The sequence below is a fragment of the Bacteroides sp. AM44-19 genome, assembly GCF_003603395.1.
In the GTDB taxonomy this organism is placed as follows: Bacteria; Bacteroidota; Bacteroidia; order Bacteroidales; family Bacteroidaceae; genus Bacteroides; species Bacteroides uniformis.
In genome coordinates this window covers 36,204-53,902 of the sequence record NZ_QTNB01000003.1, presented here as the reverse complement: position 1 = coordinate 53,902, position 17,699 = coordinate 36,204, and the positions used below count along the sequence as shown (strand labels likewise).

The window sequence follows — 17,699 nt, the reverse complement described above, 5'->3', positions numbered from 1 at the left end:
TAGTATTTAATTATTCTTTCACTACGCTCACGTACAGCGAGAAATCGTCGAAGTTCAGTTCTGTACCATTTTCTACGTTGTCTGCCAGCGTCAGTGAAGTTCCTAAAACTTGGTTGCGAATATAGTCATTATATTCATTTACCGCATCATCTGTTTGAGGATTTTTTGATAATGTAATCTTTATTTTATCTGTTATCTCAAAACCGCTCGACTTGCGGATATTCTGAATGCGGTTTACCAGCTCGCGTGCAATACCCTCACGGCGCAACTCTTCGGTAACGGTAACTTCCAGAGCCACGGTCAGTTTGCCCTCGTTGGCAACCAGCCATCCCGGAATATCCTCACTGAAGATTTCCACATCTGCCGTTTCAATCACGGCTTCTGCACCGTCCAGATTGAACGTATAAGAGCCTTTCTTCTCCAGCTCGGCAATGGCTTCCTGGGACATTTCCGCCACAGCAGCAGCCACGGCTTTCATCTGCTTACCGAATTTCGGTCCCAGCTTCTTGAAGTCGCATTTCACTTTCTTTACCAGTACACCGGCAGCACCGTCCACAAACTGGATTTCTTTTACATTCACCTCGTTCATGATAAGTGCTTTCACAGCCTCGATGTGTGCACGCTGTTCTTCATCCACTACCGGTATCATGATGCACTGAAGCGGTTGGCGGACTTTGATGTTCACCTTGCGGCGCAATGCCAATACCATGGAAGTGACGTCTTGTGCCATCTGCATGCGGACTTCCAATTCCTTGTCTATCATTTCCTCCTTATATTCGGGGAACTTGGCAAGGTGTACGGAAACCACATTGTCGCGTCCCGTAGCTGCAATCAGGTCGGAATAGAGCATATCAGCATAGAACGGAGCGATGGGTGCCATCAGCTTAGCCACGGTTTCGAGGCATGTATAGAGTGTCTGGAATGCAGAGAGCTTGTCCTGCGTCATACCACCGCCCCAGAAACGTTTGCGGTTCAGGCGGACATACCAGTTGGAGAGGTTGTCGTTCACGAATTCGGAAATGAGACGTCCTGCTTTCGTGGGCTCGTATTCATTGTAGCAGGTATCCACGTTCTTCACCAACGTATTCAGTACAGAGAGAATCCAACGGTCTATCTCAGGGCGTTCTGCCATGGGCACATCGGCTTCTTTGTAGTCAAATTCGTCTACATTGGCATAGAGGGCGAAGAATGAATAGGTGTTATAGAGTGTTCCGAAGAACTTGCGGCGCACCTCTTCCACTCCATCCACGTCGAACTTAAGATTGTCCCACGGAGAAGAGTTGGTGATCATGTACCAGCGCAACGGGTCGGACCCGTATTTCTCGATGGTCGAGAAGGGGTCTACGGCATTGCCCAGACGCTTGGACATCTTGTTACCATTTTTGTCGAGCACCAAGCCGTTGGAAATGACAGCCTTATAAGAAATACTGTCGAACACCATTGTAGCGATGGCGTGCAACGTGAAGAACCAACCGCGTGTCTGGTCCACCCCTTCGGCGATGAAATCGGCAGGATATACCTGGTGGCTATCCAGCAGTTCCTTATTCTCGAACGGATAGTGTATCTGTGCATAAGGCATGGCACCGGAATCGAACCAAACGTCAATCAAGTCCGTTTCGCGTTTCATCGGCTTGCCGTCTTTAGAAACAAGGATGACATCGTCCACGTAAGGACGGTGCAAGTCTATCTTGTCGTAATTCTCTTTGGTATATACACCCGGCTGGAAGCCCTTCTCCTTGTAAGGATTGGACTGCATCAGGCCGGCAGCCACGGATTTCTCTATTTCGTTGTAGAGCTCTTCTACAGACTCGATACATTTTTCCTCGCTATTGTCCTCCGTGCGCCAGATGGGCAGCGGAGTACCCCAATAGCGCGAACGGCTGAGGTTCCAGTCATTCAGGTTTTCCAGCCACTTGCCAAAACGTCCCGTACCGGTGCTTTCCGGCTTCCAGTTGATGGTCTTGTTCAACTCTATCATACGTTCCTTGCAAGCGGTGCTGCGGATGAACCAGCTATCCAGCGGATAGTACAATACGGGTTTGTCCGTACGCCAGCAGTGCGGATAGTTGTGTACATGCTTTTCTATCTTGAATGCCTGGCGGGCGGCTTTCATCATCATGCAGATTTCAATATCCAGCGATTCGGCAGCTTGTGCGGCTTGTTCGTCGTACTTGCCGTCTACAGTGAATTGGGGGTCGTAGGCATTCTTCACCCACTTGCCCTGATAGTCCTTATAGAGGTCTACGTTGACACATGCCTTTACGAAATCCTCGTCCAGTTCGTCAATCAAGAAGAACTTACCGGTGAGGTCTACCATCGGGCGGGTCTCACCCTTCTTGTTTATCATGAACAAGGACGGTATACCTGCAGCGCGTGCCACAAAAGCATCGTCCGCACCAAAGGTCGGGGCAATGTGTACGATACCCGTACCGTCTTCAGTCGTCACATAGTCACCAGAAATTACACGGAAACCTTTGTCGCTGGGAGTCCAGCTACCGTCTTCGGCAACGTCTATCGGCTTCACCCACGGGATGAGCTGTTCGTACTCCATGCCTATCAGGTCCGGGCCTTTATATTCGCCCACCACCTTGAACGGTATCAGCTTATCACCCGGCTTATAGTCCTCTAATGCAATGCCTTCCGCTTTTTTGTTGAAGTGGGTATAGAGCAGCGCCTTTGCCAGGACGACGGTCATTTTCTCGCCGCTATAGCCGTTGTAGGTCTGCACAGCAACGTAGTCTATCTTAGGCCCTACACAGAGCGCGGTATTGCTGGGCAATGTCCACGGAGTGGTAGTCCATGCCAGGAAGTAGGGAGTCCCCCACTCTGCCATTTCCGGCTTCGGGTTCTTTATCTTGAACTGCCCCACCACGGTCGTGTCTTTCACGTCGCGGTAGCATCCGGGCTGGTTCAGCTCGTGCGAGCTGAGTCCCGTACCGGCAGCGGGAGAATACGGCTGTATGGTATATCCTTTATAAAGCAGTCCTTTCTTGTAGAGTTGCTTCAACAGCCACCACAGGGTTTCGATGTAGCGGTTGTCGTAAGTGATGTAGGGGCTCTTCATGTCCACCCAATAGCCCATCTTGTGAGTCAGGTCTTCCCACTCTTTGGTGAACTTCATGACGTCCTTGCGGCAGGCGGCATTGTATTCCGCCACGGAAATGCTCTTGCCAATATCCTCTTTCGTAATGCCGAGCGCCTTTTCCACACCCAGTTCCACGGGCAGTCCATGAGTATCCCATCCGGCCTTACGCTTTACTTGGAACCCCTTCATCGTTTTGTAACGGCAGAAAATGTCCTTAATGGAGCGAGCCATTACGTGGTGAATGCCCGGCATACCATTGGCCGAGGGAGGTCCTTCGAAAAATACGAAAGAAGGACAACCTTCACGTTCTGTCATACTCTTGGCGAAAACCTGGTTTTCGTCCCATTTCTTCAACACTTTTCCGTTCACTTCGGAAAGGTCGAGCTTCGAATATTCGGCAAACTTCTTACCCATCTTGATATTTACTATTTGACAATTTACAATTTACGATTGAAGATACTCTTGATAGGCATTTGGTACGTCAAAAGCTACCTTCTCCATTTTAAGGGTGCAAATTTACAAAAAACTTAAATACAAGAGACTTTTTAAGAACAAAAAAATATGCAGGTACGATTTTAAAAAATATTCGCTCACTCAACACTGTCCCTCTTTTCTCTTTTCCCGAATTAGTACATAGAAGTGCATCTGTAGATGTCCGTTTGGGGCAATGCAGGGTTCCCTAAGCAAAAAACGACAAAAAACGCAGAATTTGCCAAAACCTACCCCCTGAAAACTACGTTGAAAACAACAAATGAGAGGGCTATTTTGCTGAGTTCAACAAATGGTATGTAGAATTCTGCGAATGCTATTGCCGCAATCAGCAATAAGCGTGCAGAGAACAGCATGGGAAAGAATAATAAAGTATTATATTAAAAGAAATAATAACAGCATCATCAGCGGATAGACTTCAACTGTTGCTGCTGTAACTATAATGCAAGGTGAAATAATTAAGGTAATGATTCACCACTCCGAAACAATCCGATGTCTCATCGAAAGAGAGAAAGTAATACATCAGGTTTTCGGGTTCTTTCTTTTGGGTCAGGATTTCGTCCACATAGGCAAGAAAGGCGTTTTTGATGCTGTTATCGTTGTAGTAGTCTGCCAACTTTGCCAGTTTACGTTCTATGGGTTTGTTATGCTGCAATTGCATGGCAGATTTCGAGCGTTCAGGCTTCACATCTCCGGTCAGTCCCCCATCATTATAGTATTGGCGGCGCTCGTCATAGACTTGGCTCAGCAGTTGATAGATTCGGGCGGCAGCCTCGTGATTTATGGCGGAGGCAGGCTTCAGTTGTTCTTCCTTGCTCTTCTTCTGCATAGTGGCGTGGTAGGCAAAGTAGAGGATGAAGTCACGGAAGAGCGTGGTTTGGGGCATGATGATTTCTACCAGGACATCCACGTCGGCAAGTACACTGAAGTCCACGGAGTAATAGCGGACACGTCCACGGGTGACGGAATTGACCTTTATGTCGGTTTTCAAGAAGCCCAAGGCCGAGAATTGCTTAATGATGACTTCCTGCCGGGTACGGCGGATACGGGTTTCTTCCTCTACACGCGCCTGGGAGTAATGGAAAGGCTTGTATTTAAAAGAAATCTGTTTTACTGTAAGCCAGTCGAACAGAATCAGCTCGTCGGGAGCCAGACGGTAGTTAAGTAATCGCAACACATTGATGCAGAGAGGTATTTCGGGAGCAGAGAGAGCTTTCTTGGCCATTGTTTCTGTTTTTTAGAATAAAAGTTTTGTAAAGATACGGATAAACTATGGAATTACCATCCGAAATGCCATACTTCATCGTCCCGGATGCCACACTTCAGCAGCTGAAATGCCACACTCCGTTGTCCGAAACCTATGGCATTCCGGACGATGAAGTGTGGCATTTCGGAGAATAAGGTGTGGCATTGGAGGCAACCGAGTGTGGCATTCGGGAAAGTCATCTTTTCATCTTCACCTCGTACAAATCGCCTCTCCGGTCTTTCAGGTTGCGTACACTGCCGTAGGTATGCAGTTCATTCAGCAAGTCCAGATCCACATCCGACACAAGAATCATTTCGGTATTCGGAGTGGCTTCCGCACGCTTGCCGTCTGTGGGGAAAGCGAAGTCGCAGGGAGTGAACACGCCGGACTGGGCATACTGGATGTCCATGTTGTGCACGCGGGGAAGATTGCCTACACTGCCGGCTATCACTACAAAGCACTCGTTTTCGATGGCACGAGCATGGGCGCACACCTTTACGCGGCTGTAAGCATTCTGCGTATCGGTAAGGAAAGGAACAAAGAGTATCTGCATGCCTTGGTCCGCCATGATGCGGCTCAGTTCGGGGAACTCTACATCGTAGCATATCAGCACGCCTATCTTAGCACAGTCCGTATCGAAAGTTTGGATGGACTTGCCTCCGCTCAGTCCCCAGGACTTTATCTCGTCGGGAGTGACATGTATCTTTTCGTACATTTCATAACTTCCGTCACGTCGGCAGAGGAATCCTACGTTGTATAGCAGCCCGTCTTCCTTAATAAGCGGCATACTGCCCGTAATAATGTTGATGTTATAGCTGATGGCGAGCTTGACGAAACGCTCCCTGATTTCCTCGGTATAGGCCGCCAGCCCGCGGATAGCCTGCGACTCGCCCTCGTTGTTGAATTTTGCCATCAACGGTGCGTTGAAGTATTCGGGAAAAAGGACAAAGTCACTCTTGTAGTCGCTCACGGCATCCACAAAAAATTCCACTTGCTCAAAAAGGTCATCCAGTGTCTTGTAGGTACGCATCTGCCATTGTACCAAGCCTACGCGGACAGTGGTTTTGGGGTTTACATAGTCTTGTGTGGGAGCCTGATAGTAGATATTGTCCCATTGCAGCAGGCAGGCGTAGTGCTTGGACTCCTCATCATTGGGAAGGTAGTTGCGCATCACCTTTCGCACGTGGAAGTCGTTAGAGAGCTGAAAGGTCAGCACCGGGTCGAAGATCTCCTTTTGCTTCACCTTATCTATGTACTCCTTGGGGCGGATTTGATCGGCATATTTGTAGTAGTTGGGGATACGTCCGCCAAACATGATTGCCTTCAGGTTCAATGTCTCGCAAAGTTCCTTGCGGTATTCATACATACGGCGTGCCAGACGCAGGCCACGGTATTGGGGATGGATAAAGACTTCGATGCCGTAAAGTATGTTGCCTTTCGGATTGTGGGTGTTGAAAGTCTCCTTGCCCGTAACCTGGGCGTAAGTGTGGTCGTTCTTCACATCATCGTAGTTCACTATGATGGAAAGCGCACAGCCCACGATTTTCTCGTCAACCACCGTCACAATCTGCCCCTCGGGGAAGATGCGTATCAGTTTTTCTATTTGTTTGTGCGTCCAGAACACATCGCTTCCGTCTGAATAAACGCGCGTAAACGATTGTGCCAACTGGTCATAATCTTCAATCTGCAGATTACGTATCTGCACCTTATTGATTTTCATTGAATCCATAACTTTCTTGCTATTCCTGATTAAAAACAGTGCAAAGGTACGGTTTATCCTTACATGTTATCTTCCCCTCCGAAGATTTTTCTTTCCCATCTTGAACGGATAAGGGAAAAGATACGGAATTGATAACAAAAAGAGGAGGCATTCATCAGGCCTCCTCTTTCCCGTCTTATATGGACAGTTTCAATGACGGTCTTATCTATTGTTTCTTCTATTCTTCCACAGCTTGGTCATGTCTTCCAGTGTCTTGCCTTTCGTTTCGGGAACAAGCTTCCAGACAAACAGAGCAGCCACCACACAGATGATTCCGTATAAGCCATAAGCAAACATGTGCCCGAACTTGTCTCCCATATCTCCCAAACTCATATTGTACATAGGTACGAAGGTGGAAGATACAATGAAATTGAATATCCATTGGAAGGCTACGGCAATGGCTACTGCAGCGCCACGGATGGTATTCGGGAAGATTTCAGCAATCAGTACCCAGCAGATGGGGCCCCAGCTGAACATGAACGAAGCACTGTAGACCATGATGCTGACAACAGCCAACATGGGAGGAAGCCCTGCCACAACGTTGCAAAGAGCTACTCCGAAAGCACCTATCGCCATGCCGATAGACCCCGAGATGAGCAGCGGTTTACGTCCCCATTTCTCGACTGTAAAGACAGCCAGCAACGTGAACAGAATATTGATGATACCCATGATGACGGTTTGAACCATCGGGTTGCCCATTCCCATCGTTTCGAAGATACGCGGTGCGAAATAGAGTACGGCGTTGATACCTACCGCTTGCTGGAATACACTCAGCATGATACCGATAAAGATAACCATCCAGCCATAAGTGAAAAGCTTTTCCGTCTTTTCCTCTGCCGTGGCTTTGATTTGAGACAGAATAACCTTTGCCTGAGCCAAGCCGTTGATACGGCTTAACACCTGGAGTGCCTTATCATCCTTGCCACTCATGGCAAGATAGCGTGGCGTTTCGGGAACAAACAGTACGAGCAACGCAAAGACTCCTGCAGGAACAGCCTCACTGACAAACATCAGACGCCATCCTATCTCTGTGGTCCATGCTGCCGCTTCGGGATTCAGAATCTGGTTGACTCCTTCAATGGCCTTTATCACCGGATTTGAATTCTCGCCCAGAATAAGGAAATTCACGAAGTAAACCACCAACTGGCCGAAGATAATGGCAAACTGATTCCATGATACCAGAGTCCCGCGAATGTTGCTCGGCGCAATTTCCGCAATATACATCGGGCAGATGGCCGATGCCAAACCTACGCCGATTCCTCCCAATACACGGTAGAAATTGAATGCCACGAGCAAGGAATAGGAAGGAACACCATAGTCGAAGAAAAGGAATTCCGGGTAGTAGGAGCCCAATGCCGACAGAAAGAACAAGACGCCGGCTATGAAAAGAGAATTCTTACGTCCCAGATTGGATGCGAAGAATCCCGAAAGAGCACTACCGATGATACATCCGATAAGTGCACTGGAAGAGGTAATGCCGTGAATCGTATCTGTGTAGACAAAATCGGAGGCACCCATAAAAAATGCCTGAAGCCCTTTATCGGCACCGGATATGACTGCTGTATCGTAGCCGAAAAGCAAGCCCCCGATGACGGCTACCAGCACAATAGAGAAGAGGTAGAGTTTACTGCCTTTTTCTGTATAATTCATGATATTAATGATTAATGGTTAATGATTAGCGATTAATGATTAGCGATTAATGATTAATATTGAAACACCTCATGCGCAACCTATTAACCACTAATCACTAAACATTGATCATTATTAGCAGTACATATTCACGATTGCCTCATACAATTCCTGCTTGCCGCTGGTCTGTTTCGGCTCACCGTTGGCTTTTGCGTAAGCTACCAAATCCTCCAGCGTCAGTTTGCCATCTTCAAATTCCTTGCCTTTACCACTGTCGAAGGAAGCATAGCGGTCGGCCAGCATCTTCTTGTAAGGAGACTCTTCAAGCAGTTTGGCTGCACTTTCCAGTGCACGTGCCATCACGTCCATACCGGCGATGTGGGCAATGAAAATGTCTTCCAGGTCGGTGGAGTTGCGACGGGTCTTGGCATCGAAGTTTGTACCGCCATTGCCAAAGCCTCCGTTACGGATGATTTGCATCATTGCCTGGGTCAGTTCGAAGTTGTCAATGGGGAACTGGTCTGTATCCCAGCCGTTCTGGTAGTCACCACGGTTGGCGTCGATGGAGCCGAGCATACCGTTGTCTACGGCTACTGCGAGTTCGTGCTCGAAGGTGTGGCCCGCCAAAGTAGCGTGGTTCACTTCGATGTTCACCTTGAAATCTTTGTCCAGATTGTGAGCCTTCAAGAAGCCGATAACGGTTTCGGTGTCTACATCATACTGGTGTTTTGTAGGTTCCATCGGTTTCGGTTCAATCAAGAAGGTACCTTTGAAGCCGCGGGCACGTGCATAGTCGCGGGCGATGGTCAACATCTGTGCGAGGTGCTCTTTCTCACGCTTCTGGTCTGTATTCAGCAAGGACATGTAGCCTTCGCGACCGCCCCAGAATACATAGTTTGAACCTCCCAGTTCGATGGTAGCGTCGATGGCGTTTTTGATTTGGATGGCGGCACGTGCCACTACATCGAAATCGGGGTTGGTGGCTGCACCATTCATGTAGCGGGCATGGCCGAATACGTTGGCAGTACCCCACAACAGTTTGATGCCGGTTTCTGCTTGTTTCTGCTTGGCATACGCTACGATTTCCTTCAAGTTGGCTTCGTATTCTTCAATGGTCTCGGCTTCTTCGCAGAGGTCTACATCGTGGAAGCAGTAGTATTCGATACCCATTTTCTGCATGAATTCAAAGCCGGCGTCCATTTTGTTCTTGGCAGCCTGAACCTTGTCAGCCTCACCGTTCCAGGGGAATTTCTTTGTTCCGCCACCGAATTGGTCACCACCTTCTGCGCAAAGAGTGTGCCACCATGCCATGGCGAACTTCAGCCATTCGCTCATTTTCTTACCCATGATTACTTTATCGGCATCGTAATAACGGAATGCCATCGGGTTCTTGCTCTCTTTACCTTCGAATTTAATCTTTCCTATTCCGGGAAAATACTCTTTTGTTGCCATAAGAATTTAATGTTTTAATGTGAGAATGTGCCAATGACAGACACATTCATCACGGGGTTAATTATTAATTTATTGTTTTAACGTGCTAACGTTTTAATGTGCACATTAGCACATTACCCAGTGTTTCCAGCGCGCATATGCGTCGGCATAAGCCTGGCGGTCTGCCACTTTCGGCTCTATCACCTCGAGCTTCTCAAGCGTGGCAAATGCTTCGTTGTTGTCCTTGTATATGCCCACACCGATTCCGGCGCCTTTGGCGGCACCTACAGAGCCGTCGGTATCATACAGTTCGATGACAGCTCCCGTCACACCGGCCAATGTCTCGCGGAACAGCGGGCTGAGGAACATATTAGCCTTGCCTGCATGAATTTTCTGCACGGGAATGCCCATTTGTTCCATGATGTCGATTCCATATTTAAAGGAAAAAACGATGCCTTCCTGCGCTGCACGGATGATATGCTGTTTGCCGTGCTGGTTGAAGTTGATGCCATGAATGGAGCAGCCTATTTCCTTGTTCTCCAGCATACGCTCCGCACCGTTTCCAAAGGGCAGGATACTGATACCGGCACTGCCGATGGGAGCTTGCGCCGCCAGCAGATTCATATCGCTGTAGGAGATACCTTCGGGAGCAACGGTGCGTTTTACCCATGAATTGAGAATGCCCGTACCATTGATGCACAGCAGAACACCCAGACGGGTTTGCCCGGCAGCATGGTTGACGTGTGCAAAGGTGTTGACACGTGACTTGGGGTCGTAGTTCACCTCACCGTTCACGCCGTATACCACGCCGGACGTTCCGGCGGTAGAAGCAATTTCACCCGGATTGAATACATTCAGGGAAAGGGCATTGTTGGGCTGGTCGCCGGCACGGTAAGTGATAGGCGTACCTTCTTTCAGACCCAGCTCTGCGGCTGCAGCAGCATTGACACGTCCCTGCTCGGAGAAAGTCGGTTTGATGTCGGCAATCAGAGAGGAGTCGAATCCATAATAGTCCATCAGAAAGTCGGCAACCCGGTTGTTCTTGAAATCCCAGAACATCCCTTCGGACAAACCGGACACCGTGGTACAGATGGTACCGCTCAACTTCATGGCGATATAGTCGCCCGGCAGCATTATCTTATGAATCTTTTCGTAAACGGAAGGCTCATTCTCCTTAATCCAAGCCAGTTTGGAGGCCGTGAAGTTGCCCGGAGAATTCAGCAGATGTGAAAGGCAAGTCTCCTCTCCCAATGTTTCGAAAGCCTTTTGTCCGTAGGGCACGGCTCTGGAGTCGCACCAGATAATGGCAGGACGCAACACCTGCTGGTTTTTATCTACACATACCAAGCCATGCATCTGATAAGAGATACCGATCGCCTTGATGTCTTCTGCGTTTACTCCGGATTCTGCCAATACCGCTTGTGTGGCCAGTTTCAAGTTTTCCCACCAGTTTCCGGGGTCTTGCTCTGCCCAGCCGGGCTTCACTGCGATAATTTCCGCTTCAGTCTTGGGGAAGAAGGCAGACGATACACACTTGCCGCTTTCCGCATTTACCAGACTCGCTTTTACAGACGAGCTGCCGATGTCATAACCTAATAAATACATTTCTATCAATATTAAAATGAAAGTGATATGAAGAATTTACAATCCGGCTACCGTCGGATTTTATTGTATATCTTTTTGTCGAAACGGTAGTAGCGTGCCGCCCGGTGGGCCACGCCCTGCTGTTTTTCTTCCAGGGGGACGACATACTCCATCAAGGCAATTTTTTTATGGAAATTGCGTACGTCGTACTGCTTGTCATACACCAGTTCGTACAAAGTGCGAAGCTGGGATGCGGTGAACTTACGCGGCAACAAGTCGAACAGTGAAGACGGGTTGAACTCGACGTACTGACGGACATAGGTAATGGCTTCCTTGATAATCAGGTTGTGGTCGAATGCCAGAGCCTTTATATCCGGCATGGCTACCCAACTAGCTTGATAATTGTCCAAATCACGGTTCAATGCGCGGTCTATCTTCACCAGGGAAAGATAGGCTATGGTGACAATACGCTCTACCTTGGACTGCATGGCACGTTCCAGCCAATGTACATCTCTGGGGTCCTTCGTACGGTTTTTTGAGCCGAATGCCTTGAATTGCATCAGATTGACGTTCTTCAGCCCCGTCAATTCATTCAACACCCGTTTGGCAGCTTCATCCAAATCCTCATCCATGTAAATCAAACTTCCGGGAAGCTTCATATCATGAAAGATTTCTCCTTCTTCCTCTCCTGCACGCTTAATCAGCAGAACCTTTAGCTGTTCTCCGTCAAAACCAATCACTACACAGTCCACAGAGATATGATTGTTTGCCAACGGCGTTTTTTGTTCTATGTTTTGCATAATATATCTCGTTAAGCGCTGCAAATATAAATAGGTTTTTCTAATTTGCAATAAAGGAAAAGAATATTTTTATAATATTATAAAGCATTATTTTTCAACTGAATACATATCTTACTTTATACAATATCATTTTCAGTTGTTATCGTATGGAATACAATATGTAATTTACAAGAATATACAAGAGGTCTAATTGTAGGAAGTACAATAAGGAGAAAGTGTTTCATTTATAAGTATTTCAGCCTCCGGATACCACAGAAGGCCCAAGCATACATATTGTATTTTAGCTTCCCTCCTTAAAGTAAGGGCATTGCACAAAAAACATCCGTTTGTGCGGTGAATATCAGAAAAACCTCTACCTTTGCAGCACTTTTTATTTAAACACTAAAAAACGAGTAAATATGAAAGCATTTGTATTTCCGGGTCAAGGTGCCCAATTCGTTGGCATGGGAAAGGACCTGTACGAAAATTCGGCATTAGCCAAGGAACTTTTTGAGAAAGCAAATGATATCCTCGGGTATCGTATTACTGATATTATGTTCAACGGAACAGATGAAGACCTGCGCCAGACTAAAGTTACCCAACCTGCCGTGTTCCTTCATTCCGTTATTTCCGCCCTCTGCATGGGCGATGACTTTAAGCCGGAGATGACCGCCGGTCACTCATTGGGCGAGTTCTCTGCCTTGGTTGCTGCCGGTGCACTGAGCTTTGAAGATGGTCTGAAACTGGTGTATGCCCGTGCCATGGCTATGCAAAAGGCTTGCGAGGCACAGCCCTCCACTATGGCAGCCATTATTGCCCTGCCGGATGAAAAGGTTGAGGAAATCTGCGCTCAAGTAAGTGCTGAAGGTGAAGTTTGCGTGGCAGCCAACTATAACTGCCCGGGACAGATTGTAATTTCCGGTTCCATAGAAGGTATCAACAAGGCTTGCGAACTGATGAAGGCTGCAGGTGCAAAGCGTGCTCTGCCGTTGAAGGTAGGCGGTGCGTTCCACTCTCCGCTGATGAACCCTGCCAAAGTTGAACTGGAAGCAGCCATCAATGCAACAGAAATCCATGCTCCGAAGTGCCCCGTATATCAGAATGTAGACGCTATGCCTCATACTGACCCGGTAGAAATCAAGAAGAACCTGGTGGCTCAGCTGACAGCATCGGTACGTTGGACGCAAACAGTGAAGAACATGGTTGCCGATGGTGCTACGGACTTCACAGAGTGCGGTCCTGGTGCAGTGCTGCAAGGTCTTATCAAGAAGATTGCACCGGAAGCTACGGCTCACGGGATTGCATAATTCCTTAAATAGAATATTTTCAAGGCTGTCTTTCTTCAAATAGACAGCCTTTCTTGTTTTAGTAGGCCATTTCCTTTATATTTGCCACTCACAACAAAATGGGATATATGGAAAAGATTACGGAGTTCAGAAATACCTTGGCAGTACCTATTCATAAGTTATCGATAGACTCTCTGGTACAAGAGGTATGCCTCTGCCCCGAGTATTTTGAAGATATATACCGATTGACATACGATGAAAAACAGACGGTGTCATGGCGGGCAATATGGGTATGCGAGAAATTGAGCGAAATCCATCCCGACTGGTTCATCCTACTGTACGATGAAATCATTCAACGGCTGATAGACTGCACGCACGACGGTTCCAAACGTCTCTTATTATCTATACTGTATAATATTCCCATCCCTACTCCAATCTCCGTCGATTTGCTGAATTACTGCCTGGACCACATGCTATCTCCGCAAGAAAGCATAGGAGTGCAAGCCCTTTCCATCAGAATAGCCTATCTGCTTTGCAGGAAGGAGCCGGAACTGCTGCAGGAATTGCAACTGATACTAGAAAATACAGAGCTTGATTTTTATTCAACTGGAGTCAGAACCACTGTTCGGAATACGCTGAAAAAGATACGTGCCACAAAGGGGCGCGAGTAAACAAAAAGTAATCACTGAAATAAAAAGTACGTTCTTTTGTTTTTTATTTCCGATTTTCCCTTACCTTTGTTGCCGTAAAGACAAAGGGGTGCCCCGACGGGCTGAGATTATACCCTCGAACCTGATGCAGTTAGTACTGCCGTAGGAATTGGATATTTCTTTCTTCACTGAACTTGCCGTAAAGACGCTTCTTTGTATTTACTTCCATTGTTTTATTTCTTAATGAACAGAAAAATGAAAGTATTGGTCAACAACAAGGAAGTGAAAACCGGCGCCACTACCCTTTCACAACTTATCGAGGAACTTGCCCTACCGATGCAAGGCATTGCCGTGGCCGTAGACAACCGTATTGTACTTCGCACGGAATGGACAAAATGCATCCTGAGGGAATACATGCCCATCATCATTATCAAAGCAGCTTGCGGAGGGTGAGGAAGATGAAGGACGAGAGACTGAAAAACGGAGGAATGCAGTTCATCACGCACTATACGGAACGATATTCGTATCTGGATGCTGCACGCATGGCTCTTGAGGGCGGTTGCCGCTGGGTGCAACTGCGCATGAAAGACACCCCGGTGGAAACGATAGAACCCGTAGCTTTGGAAGTGCAGGCCCTTTGCCGGCAATACGGTGCCACCTTCATCATTGACGACCATGTGGAACTGGCGCGAAAGCTGCATGCCGACGGCGTGCACCTGGGCAAGAAAGACATGCCCATAGCCGAAGCACGCCGGATTCTGGGCGCGGAGTACATTATAGGCGGCACGGCAAATACCTTTGAGGATGTACTGCAACACTACAAAGCCGGTGCCGACTACATAGGCTGCGGCCCCTTCCGCTACACCACTACCAAGAAGAATCTGAGTCCGATATTGGGACTGGAAGGATATACAGCTATCATCCACCGGATGCAGGAGAAGGATATACACCTTCCGATAGTAGCCATCGGTGGAATAACCATAGCGGATATTCCAGCCGTTATGCAGACGGGGGTAAGCGGGATTGCCCTTTCGGGCACGGTACTGCATGCCGATAGTCCGGCAGATGAAATGAAAAGAATCATTTCTTTAATGGAGAATGAAAAATAAAGAATTAATATATGACGACTGATATGGAAAAATTAGTGATTGCGGGACGTGAGTTCAACTCCCGTCTGTTTTTAGGAACCGGAAAGTTCAATTCCGATGAAGTGATGGAGCAGTCTATCCTGGCATCCGGCACAGAAATGGTGACGGTAGCCATGAAACGCATTGAACTGGACAACAAGGAAGACAATATGCTGGTACACATACAGCATCCCGGTATCCAGCTTCTGCCCAACACCTCCGGCGTGCGCAATGCCGAAGAAGCTGTTTTTGCTGCACAGATGGCGCGTGAAGCTTTCGGCACGAACTGGCTGAAACTGGAGATACACCCCGACCCCCGCTATCTGTTGCCCGATTCTGTAGAGACGCTGAAAGCCACGGAAGAACTGGTCAAGTTAGGATTTGTGGTACTGCCCTATTGCCAGGCCGACCCCACACTGTGCAAGAGGCTGGAAGAAGCCGGTGCCGCCACCGTCATGCCGCTGGGTGCTCCTATCGGTACAAACAAAGGACTACAGACAAGGGATTTCCTGAGAATAATCATTGAGCAAGCCAATATCCCCGTAGTGGTGGATGCCGGTATCGGTGCCCCGAGCCATGCGGCAGAGGCTATGGAAATGGGCGCTTCGGCTTGCCTGGTGAATACAGCCATTGCAGTGGCGGGCGACCCCGTGACCATGGCGGTAGCGTTCAAGCAGGCTGTAGAGGCGGGACGCATGGCATACGAAGCAGGTCTGGGCATACAGGCAGATAATTTTGTTGCGGAAGCCAGCTCACCGCTGACGGCTTTCTTGAATGAAAAATGACAAAACAGGGAGATTTACGATTAGACAATTTACGATTTACGATTGAAGTTACTCATGCAATCATAAACCTACCGGTTGAGAGAGGTTGTTTAACAATACAAACTCCAATCGTAAATCGTAAATTGTCTAATCGTAAATCTCTACATAACAAAACCTAAAGAAAAATGAACCAGAAGATAAAATTCCCCCGTTCCGAGAAAGTATATTTGCCGGGCACCTTGTTTCCCGAATTGCGCGTAGCTATGCGCAAGGTGGAGCAAGTGCCCAGTACGAACTTCGTTGATGGAGAAAAGGTACTTACTCCGAATCCGGAAGTGTATGTGTATGATACCAGCGGACCGTTCAGCGACCCTGCCGTCGAAGTGGATTTGAAGAAAGGGCTGCCCCGTCTGCGCGAGCCGTGGATACTGAAACGCGGCGATGTGGAGCAGCTTTCCGAAATAACGTCGGAGTACGGGCGCATGCGCCGCGACGACCGGTCGCTCGACTCTCTGCGCTTTGAGCATATCACCCTGCCCTACCGCGCCCTTCAAGGAAAATGCTGCACACAGATGTACTATGCCAAACAAGGCATCATCACGCCTGAAATGGAGTATGTGGCGATTCGCGAGAACATGAACTGCGCGGAGCTGGGAATAGAGACGCACATCACACCGGAATTTGTACGCCAGGAGATTGCTGCCGGACGCGCCCTGCTTCCTGCCAACATCAACCATCCCGAAGCAGAGCCGATGATTATAGGCCGTAACTTCCTGGTGAAGATAAATACCAATATCGGAAACTCCGCCACCACCTCGGGCATCGAAGAAGAGGTAGAGAAAGCATTGTGGAGCTGCAAATGGGGCGGCGACACGCTGATGGACCTCTCCACGGGCGAGAACATACACGAAACGCGCGAATGGATTATCCGCAACTGTCCCGTTCCCGTGGGCACTGTCCCCATCTACCAGGCATTGGAGAAAGTGAACGGCAAGGTGGAAGACCTCACCTGGGAAATCTACCGCGACACCTTGATTGAACAATGCGAGCAGGGAGTGGACTACTTCACCATCCATGCCGGTATACGCCGCCATAATGTGCATCTGGCCGAGAAAAGGTTGTGCGGTATCGTGAGCCGTGGCGGCAGCATCATGAGCAAATGGTGCCTGGTGCACGACCGCGAGAGTTTCCTTTACGAACACTTTGATGACATTTGCGACATTCTGGCACAGTATGACGTTGCCATCTCTTTGGGAGACGGGCTGCGTCCGGGGTCTACGCACGATGCCAACGATGAAGCGCAGTTTGCAGAACTCGACACGATGGGCGAGCTTGTGCTGCGTGCTTGGGACAAGAATGTGCAGGCTTTCATCGAAGGTCCCGGCCACGTGCCCATGCACAAGATTAAGGAGAATATGGAGCGCCAGATAGAAAAATGCCACGATGCGCCTTTCTATACGCTCGGCCCCATCGTGACGGATATCGCACCGGGTTACGACCATATTACGTCTGCCATCGGCGCGGCACAGATAGGTTGGCTGGGTACGGCCATGCTCTGTTATGTCACCCCCAAAGAGCATCTGGCACTGCCCGATAAGGAGGATGTGCGTGTAGGTGTCATCACCTATAAGATAGCCGCCCATGCCGCCGACCTGGCAAAAGGGCATCCCGGAGCACAAGTGCGTGACAATGCACTGAGCAAAGCACGTTATGAATTCCGCTGGAAAGACCAGTTTGACTTGTCGCTCGACCCGGAACGTGCGTTCAGCTATTTTCATGCAGGGAAGCATGTGGATGGGGAGTATTGCACGATGTGCGGACCGAACTTCTGTGCGATGCGGTTGTCGAGAGAATTAAAAAAGAAATAAAT

Annotated in this window: 14 protein-coding genes and 1 riboswitch; of the genes, 7 read left to right on the top strand and 7 right to left on the bottom strand. The window is 48.6% G+C overall.

Annotated elements, in window-relative coordinates:
• Positions 1-10 precede the first annotated feature (10 nt).
• Together ileS and DW947_RS06800 are read right to left on the bottom strand one after the other, a co-directional pair.
• Complete coding sequence (gene ileS, locus DW947_RS06805; protein ID WP_117962486.1) at positions 11-3,499, bottom strand: isoleucine--tRNA ligase; 3,489 nt, start codon at positions 3,497-3,499, stop codon at positions 11-13.
• A 493-nt stretch (positions 3,500-3,992) separates the two neighbouring features.
• A complete protein-coding gene (locus DW947_RS06800; protein ID WP_005825533.1) occupies positions 3,993-4,799 on the bottom strand; it encodes a hypothetical protein in 807 nt (268 codons plus the stop codon).
• Between the two features lie 47 nt (positions 4,800-4,846).
• Between DW947_RS06800 and DW947_RS21980 the strand changes: the two genes are divergently transcribed.
• Positions 4,847-4,975 carry a hypothetical protein gene (locus DW947_RS21980; protein WP_005837113.1) on the top strand — a complete coding sequence of 43 codons (129 nt, stop codon included), beginning with the start codon at positions 4,847-4,849 and terminating at the stop codon, positions 4,973-4,975.
• Between the two features lie 41 nt (positions 4,976-5,016).
• On the opposite strand, the gene DW947_RS06795 is transcribed toward DW947_RS21980, so the two are convergent.
• From DW947_RS06795 to DW947_RS06775, 5 genes are all read right to left on the bottom strand, one after another.
• On the bottom strand, positions 5,017-6,549 hold the full coding sequence (locus DW947_RS06795; RefSeq protein ID WP_117962484.1) for a carbon-nitrogen hydrolase family protein: 1,533 nt from the start codon (positions 6,547-6,549) through the stop codon (positions 5,017-5,019).
• Positions 6,550-6,741: 192 nt separating this feature from the next.
• Positions 6,742-8,229: a D-xylose transporter XylE gene (xylE, locus tag DW947_RS06790; protein ID WP_005825537.1), complete on the bottom strand. Its 1,488-nt coding sequence runs from the start codon at positions 8,227-8,229 to the stop codon at positions 6,742-6,744.
• 114 nt (positions 8,230-8,343) lie between these two features.
• Complete coding sequence (gene xylA, locus DW947_RS06785; protein WP_005825539.1) at positions 8,344-9,660, bottom strand: xylose isomerase; 1,317 nt, start codon at positions 9,658-9,660, stop codon at positions 8,344-8,346.
• A 105-nt stretch (positions 9,661-9,765) separates the two neighbouring features.
• The gene (locus DW947_RS06780) at positions 9,766-11,244 is read right to left on the bottom strand and encodes a xylulokinase (protein ID WP_005825540.1); all 1,479 of its coding nucleotides are present in this window, start codon (positions 11,242-11,244) and stop codon (positions 9,766-9,768) included.
• A 47-nt stretch (positions 11,245-11,291) separates the two neighbouring features.
• Complete coding sequence (locus tag DW947_RS06775; RefSeq protein ID WP_005825541.1) at positions 11,292-12,023, bottom strand: NUDIX hydrolase; 732 nt, start codon at positions 12,021-12,023, stop codon at positions 11,292-11,294.
• 398 nt (positions 12,024-12,421) lie between these two features.
• On the opposite strand from DW947_RS06775, the gene fabD reads away from it, so the two are divergent.
• The 6 genes from fabD (at position 12,422) to thiC (ending at position 17,697) form a co-directional block, all read left to right on the top strand.
• On the top strand, positions 12,422-13,309 hold the full coding sequence (gene fabD / locus DW947_RS06765) for an ACP S-malonyltransferase (protein ID WP_005825542.1): 888 nt from the start codon (positions 12,422-12,424) through the stop codon (positions 13,307-13,309).
• Between the two features lie 107 nt (positions 13,310-13,416).
• Positions 13,417-13,959, top strand: coding sequence for a hypothetical protein (locus DW947_RS06760; RefSeq protein WP_044467742.1), 543 nt, complete (start codon positions 13,417-13,419; stop codon positions 13,957-13,959).
• A gap of 74 nt (positions 13,960-14,033) precedes the next feature.
• Positions 14,034-14,124: riboswitch (TPP riboswitch) on the top strand.
• Positions 14,125-14,193: 69 nt separating this feature from the next.
• Positions 14,194-14,391, top strand: coding sequence for a sulfur carrier protein ThiS (gene thiS / locus DW947_RS06755; protein WP_005837106.1), 198 nt, complete (start codon positions 14,194-14,196; stop codon positions 14,389-14,391).
• 5 nt (positions 14,392-14,396) lie between these two features.
• Positions 14,397-15,047 carry a thiamine phosphate synthase gene (locus DW947_RS06750; RefSeq protein ID WP_117962482.1) on the top strand — a complete coding sequence of 217 codons (651 nt, stop codon included), beginning with the start codon at positions 14,397-14,399 and terminating at the stop codon, positions 15,045-15,047.
• Between the two features lie 23 nt (positions 15,048-15,070).
• Positions 15,071-15,850 (top strand): thiazole synthase, encoded by a 780-nt coding sequence (locus DW947_RS06745; RefSeq protein WP_035448505.1) that lies wholly within the window; start codon positions 15,071-15,073, stop codon positions 15,848-15,850.
• A 164-nt stretch (positions 15,851-16,014) separates the two neighbouring features.
• Positions 16,015-17,697 (top strand): phosphomethylpyrimidine synthase ThiC, encoded by a 1,683-nt coding sequence (thiC, locus tag DW947_RS06740; protein ID WP_008664608.1) that lies wholly within the window; start codon positions 16,015-16,017, stop codon positions 17,695-17,697.
• Positions 17,698-17,699 lie beyond the last annotated feature (2 nt).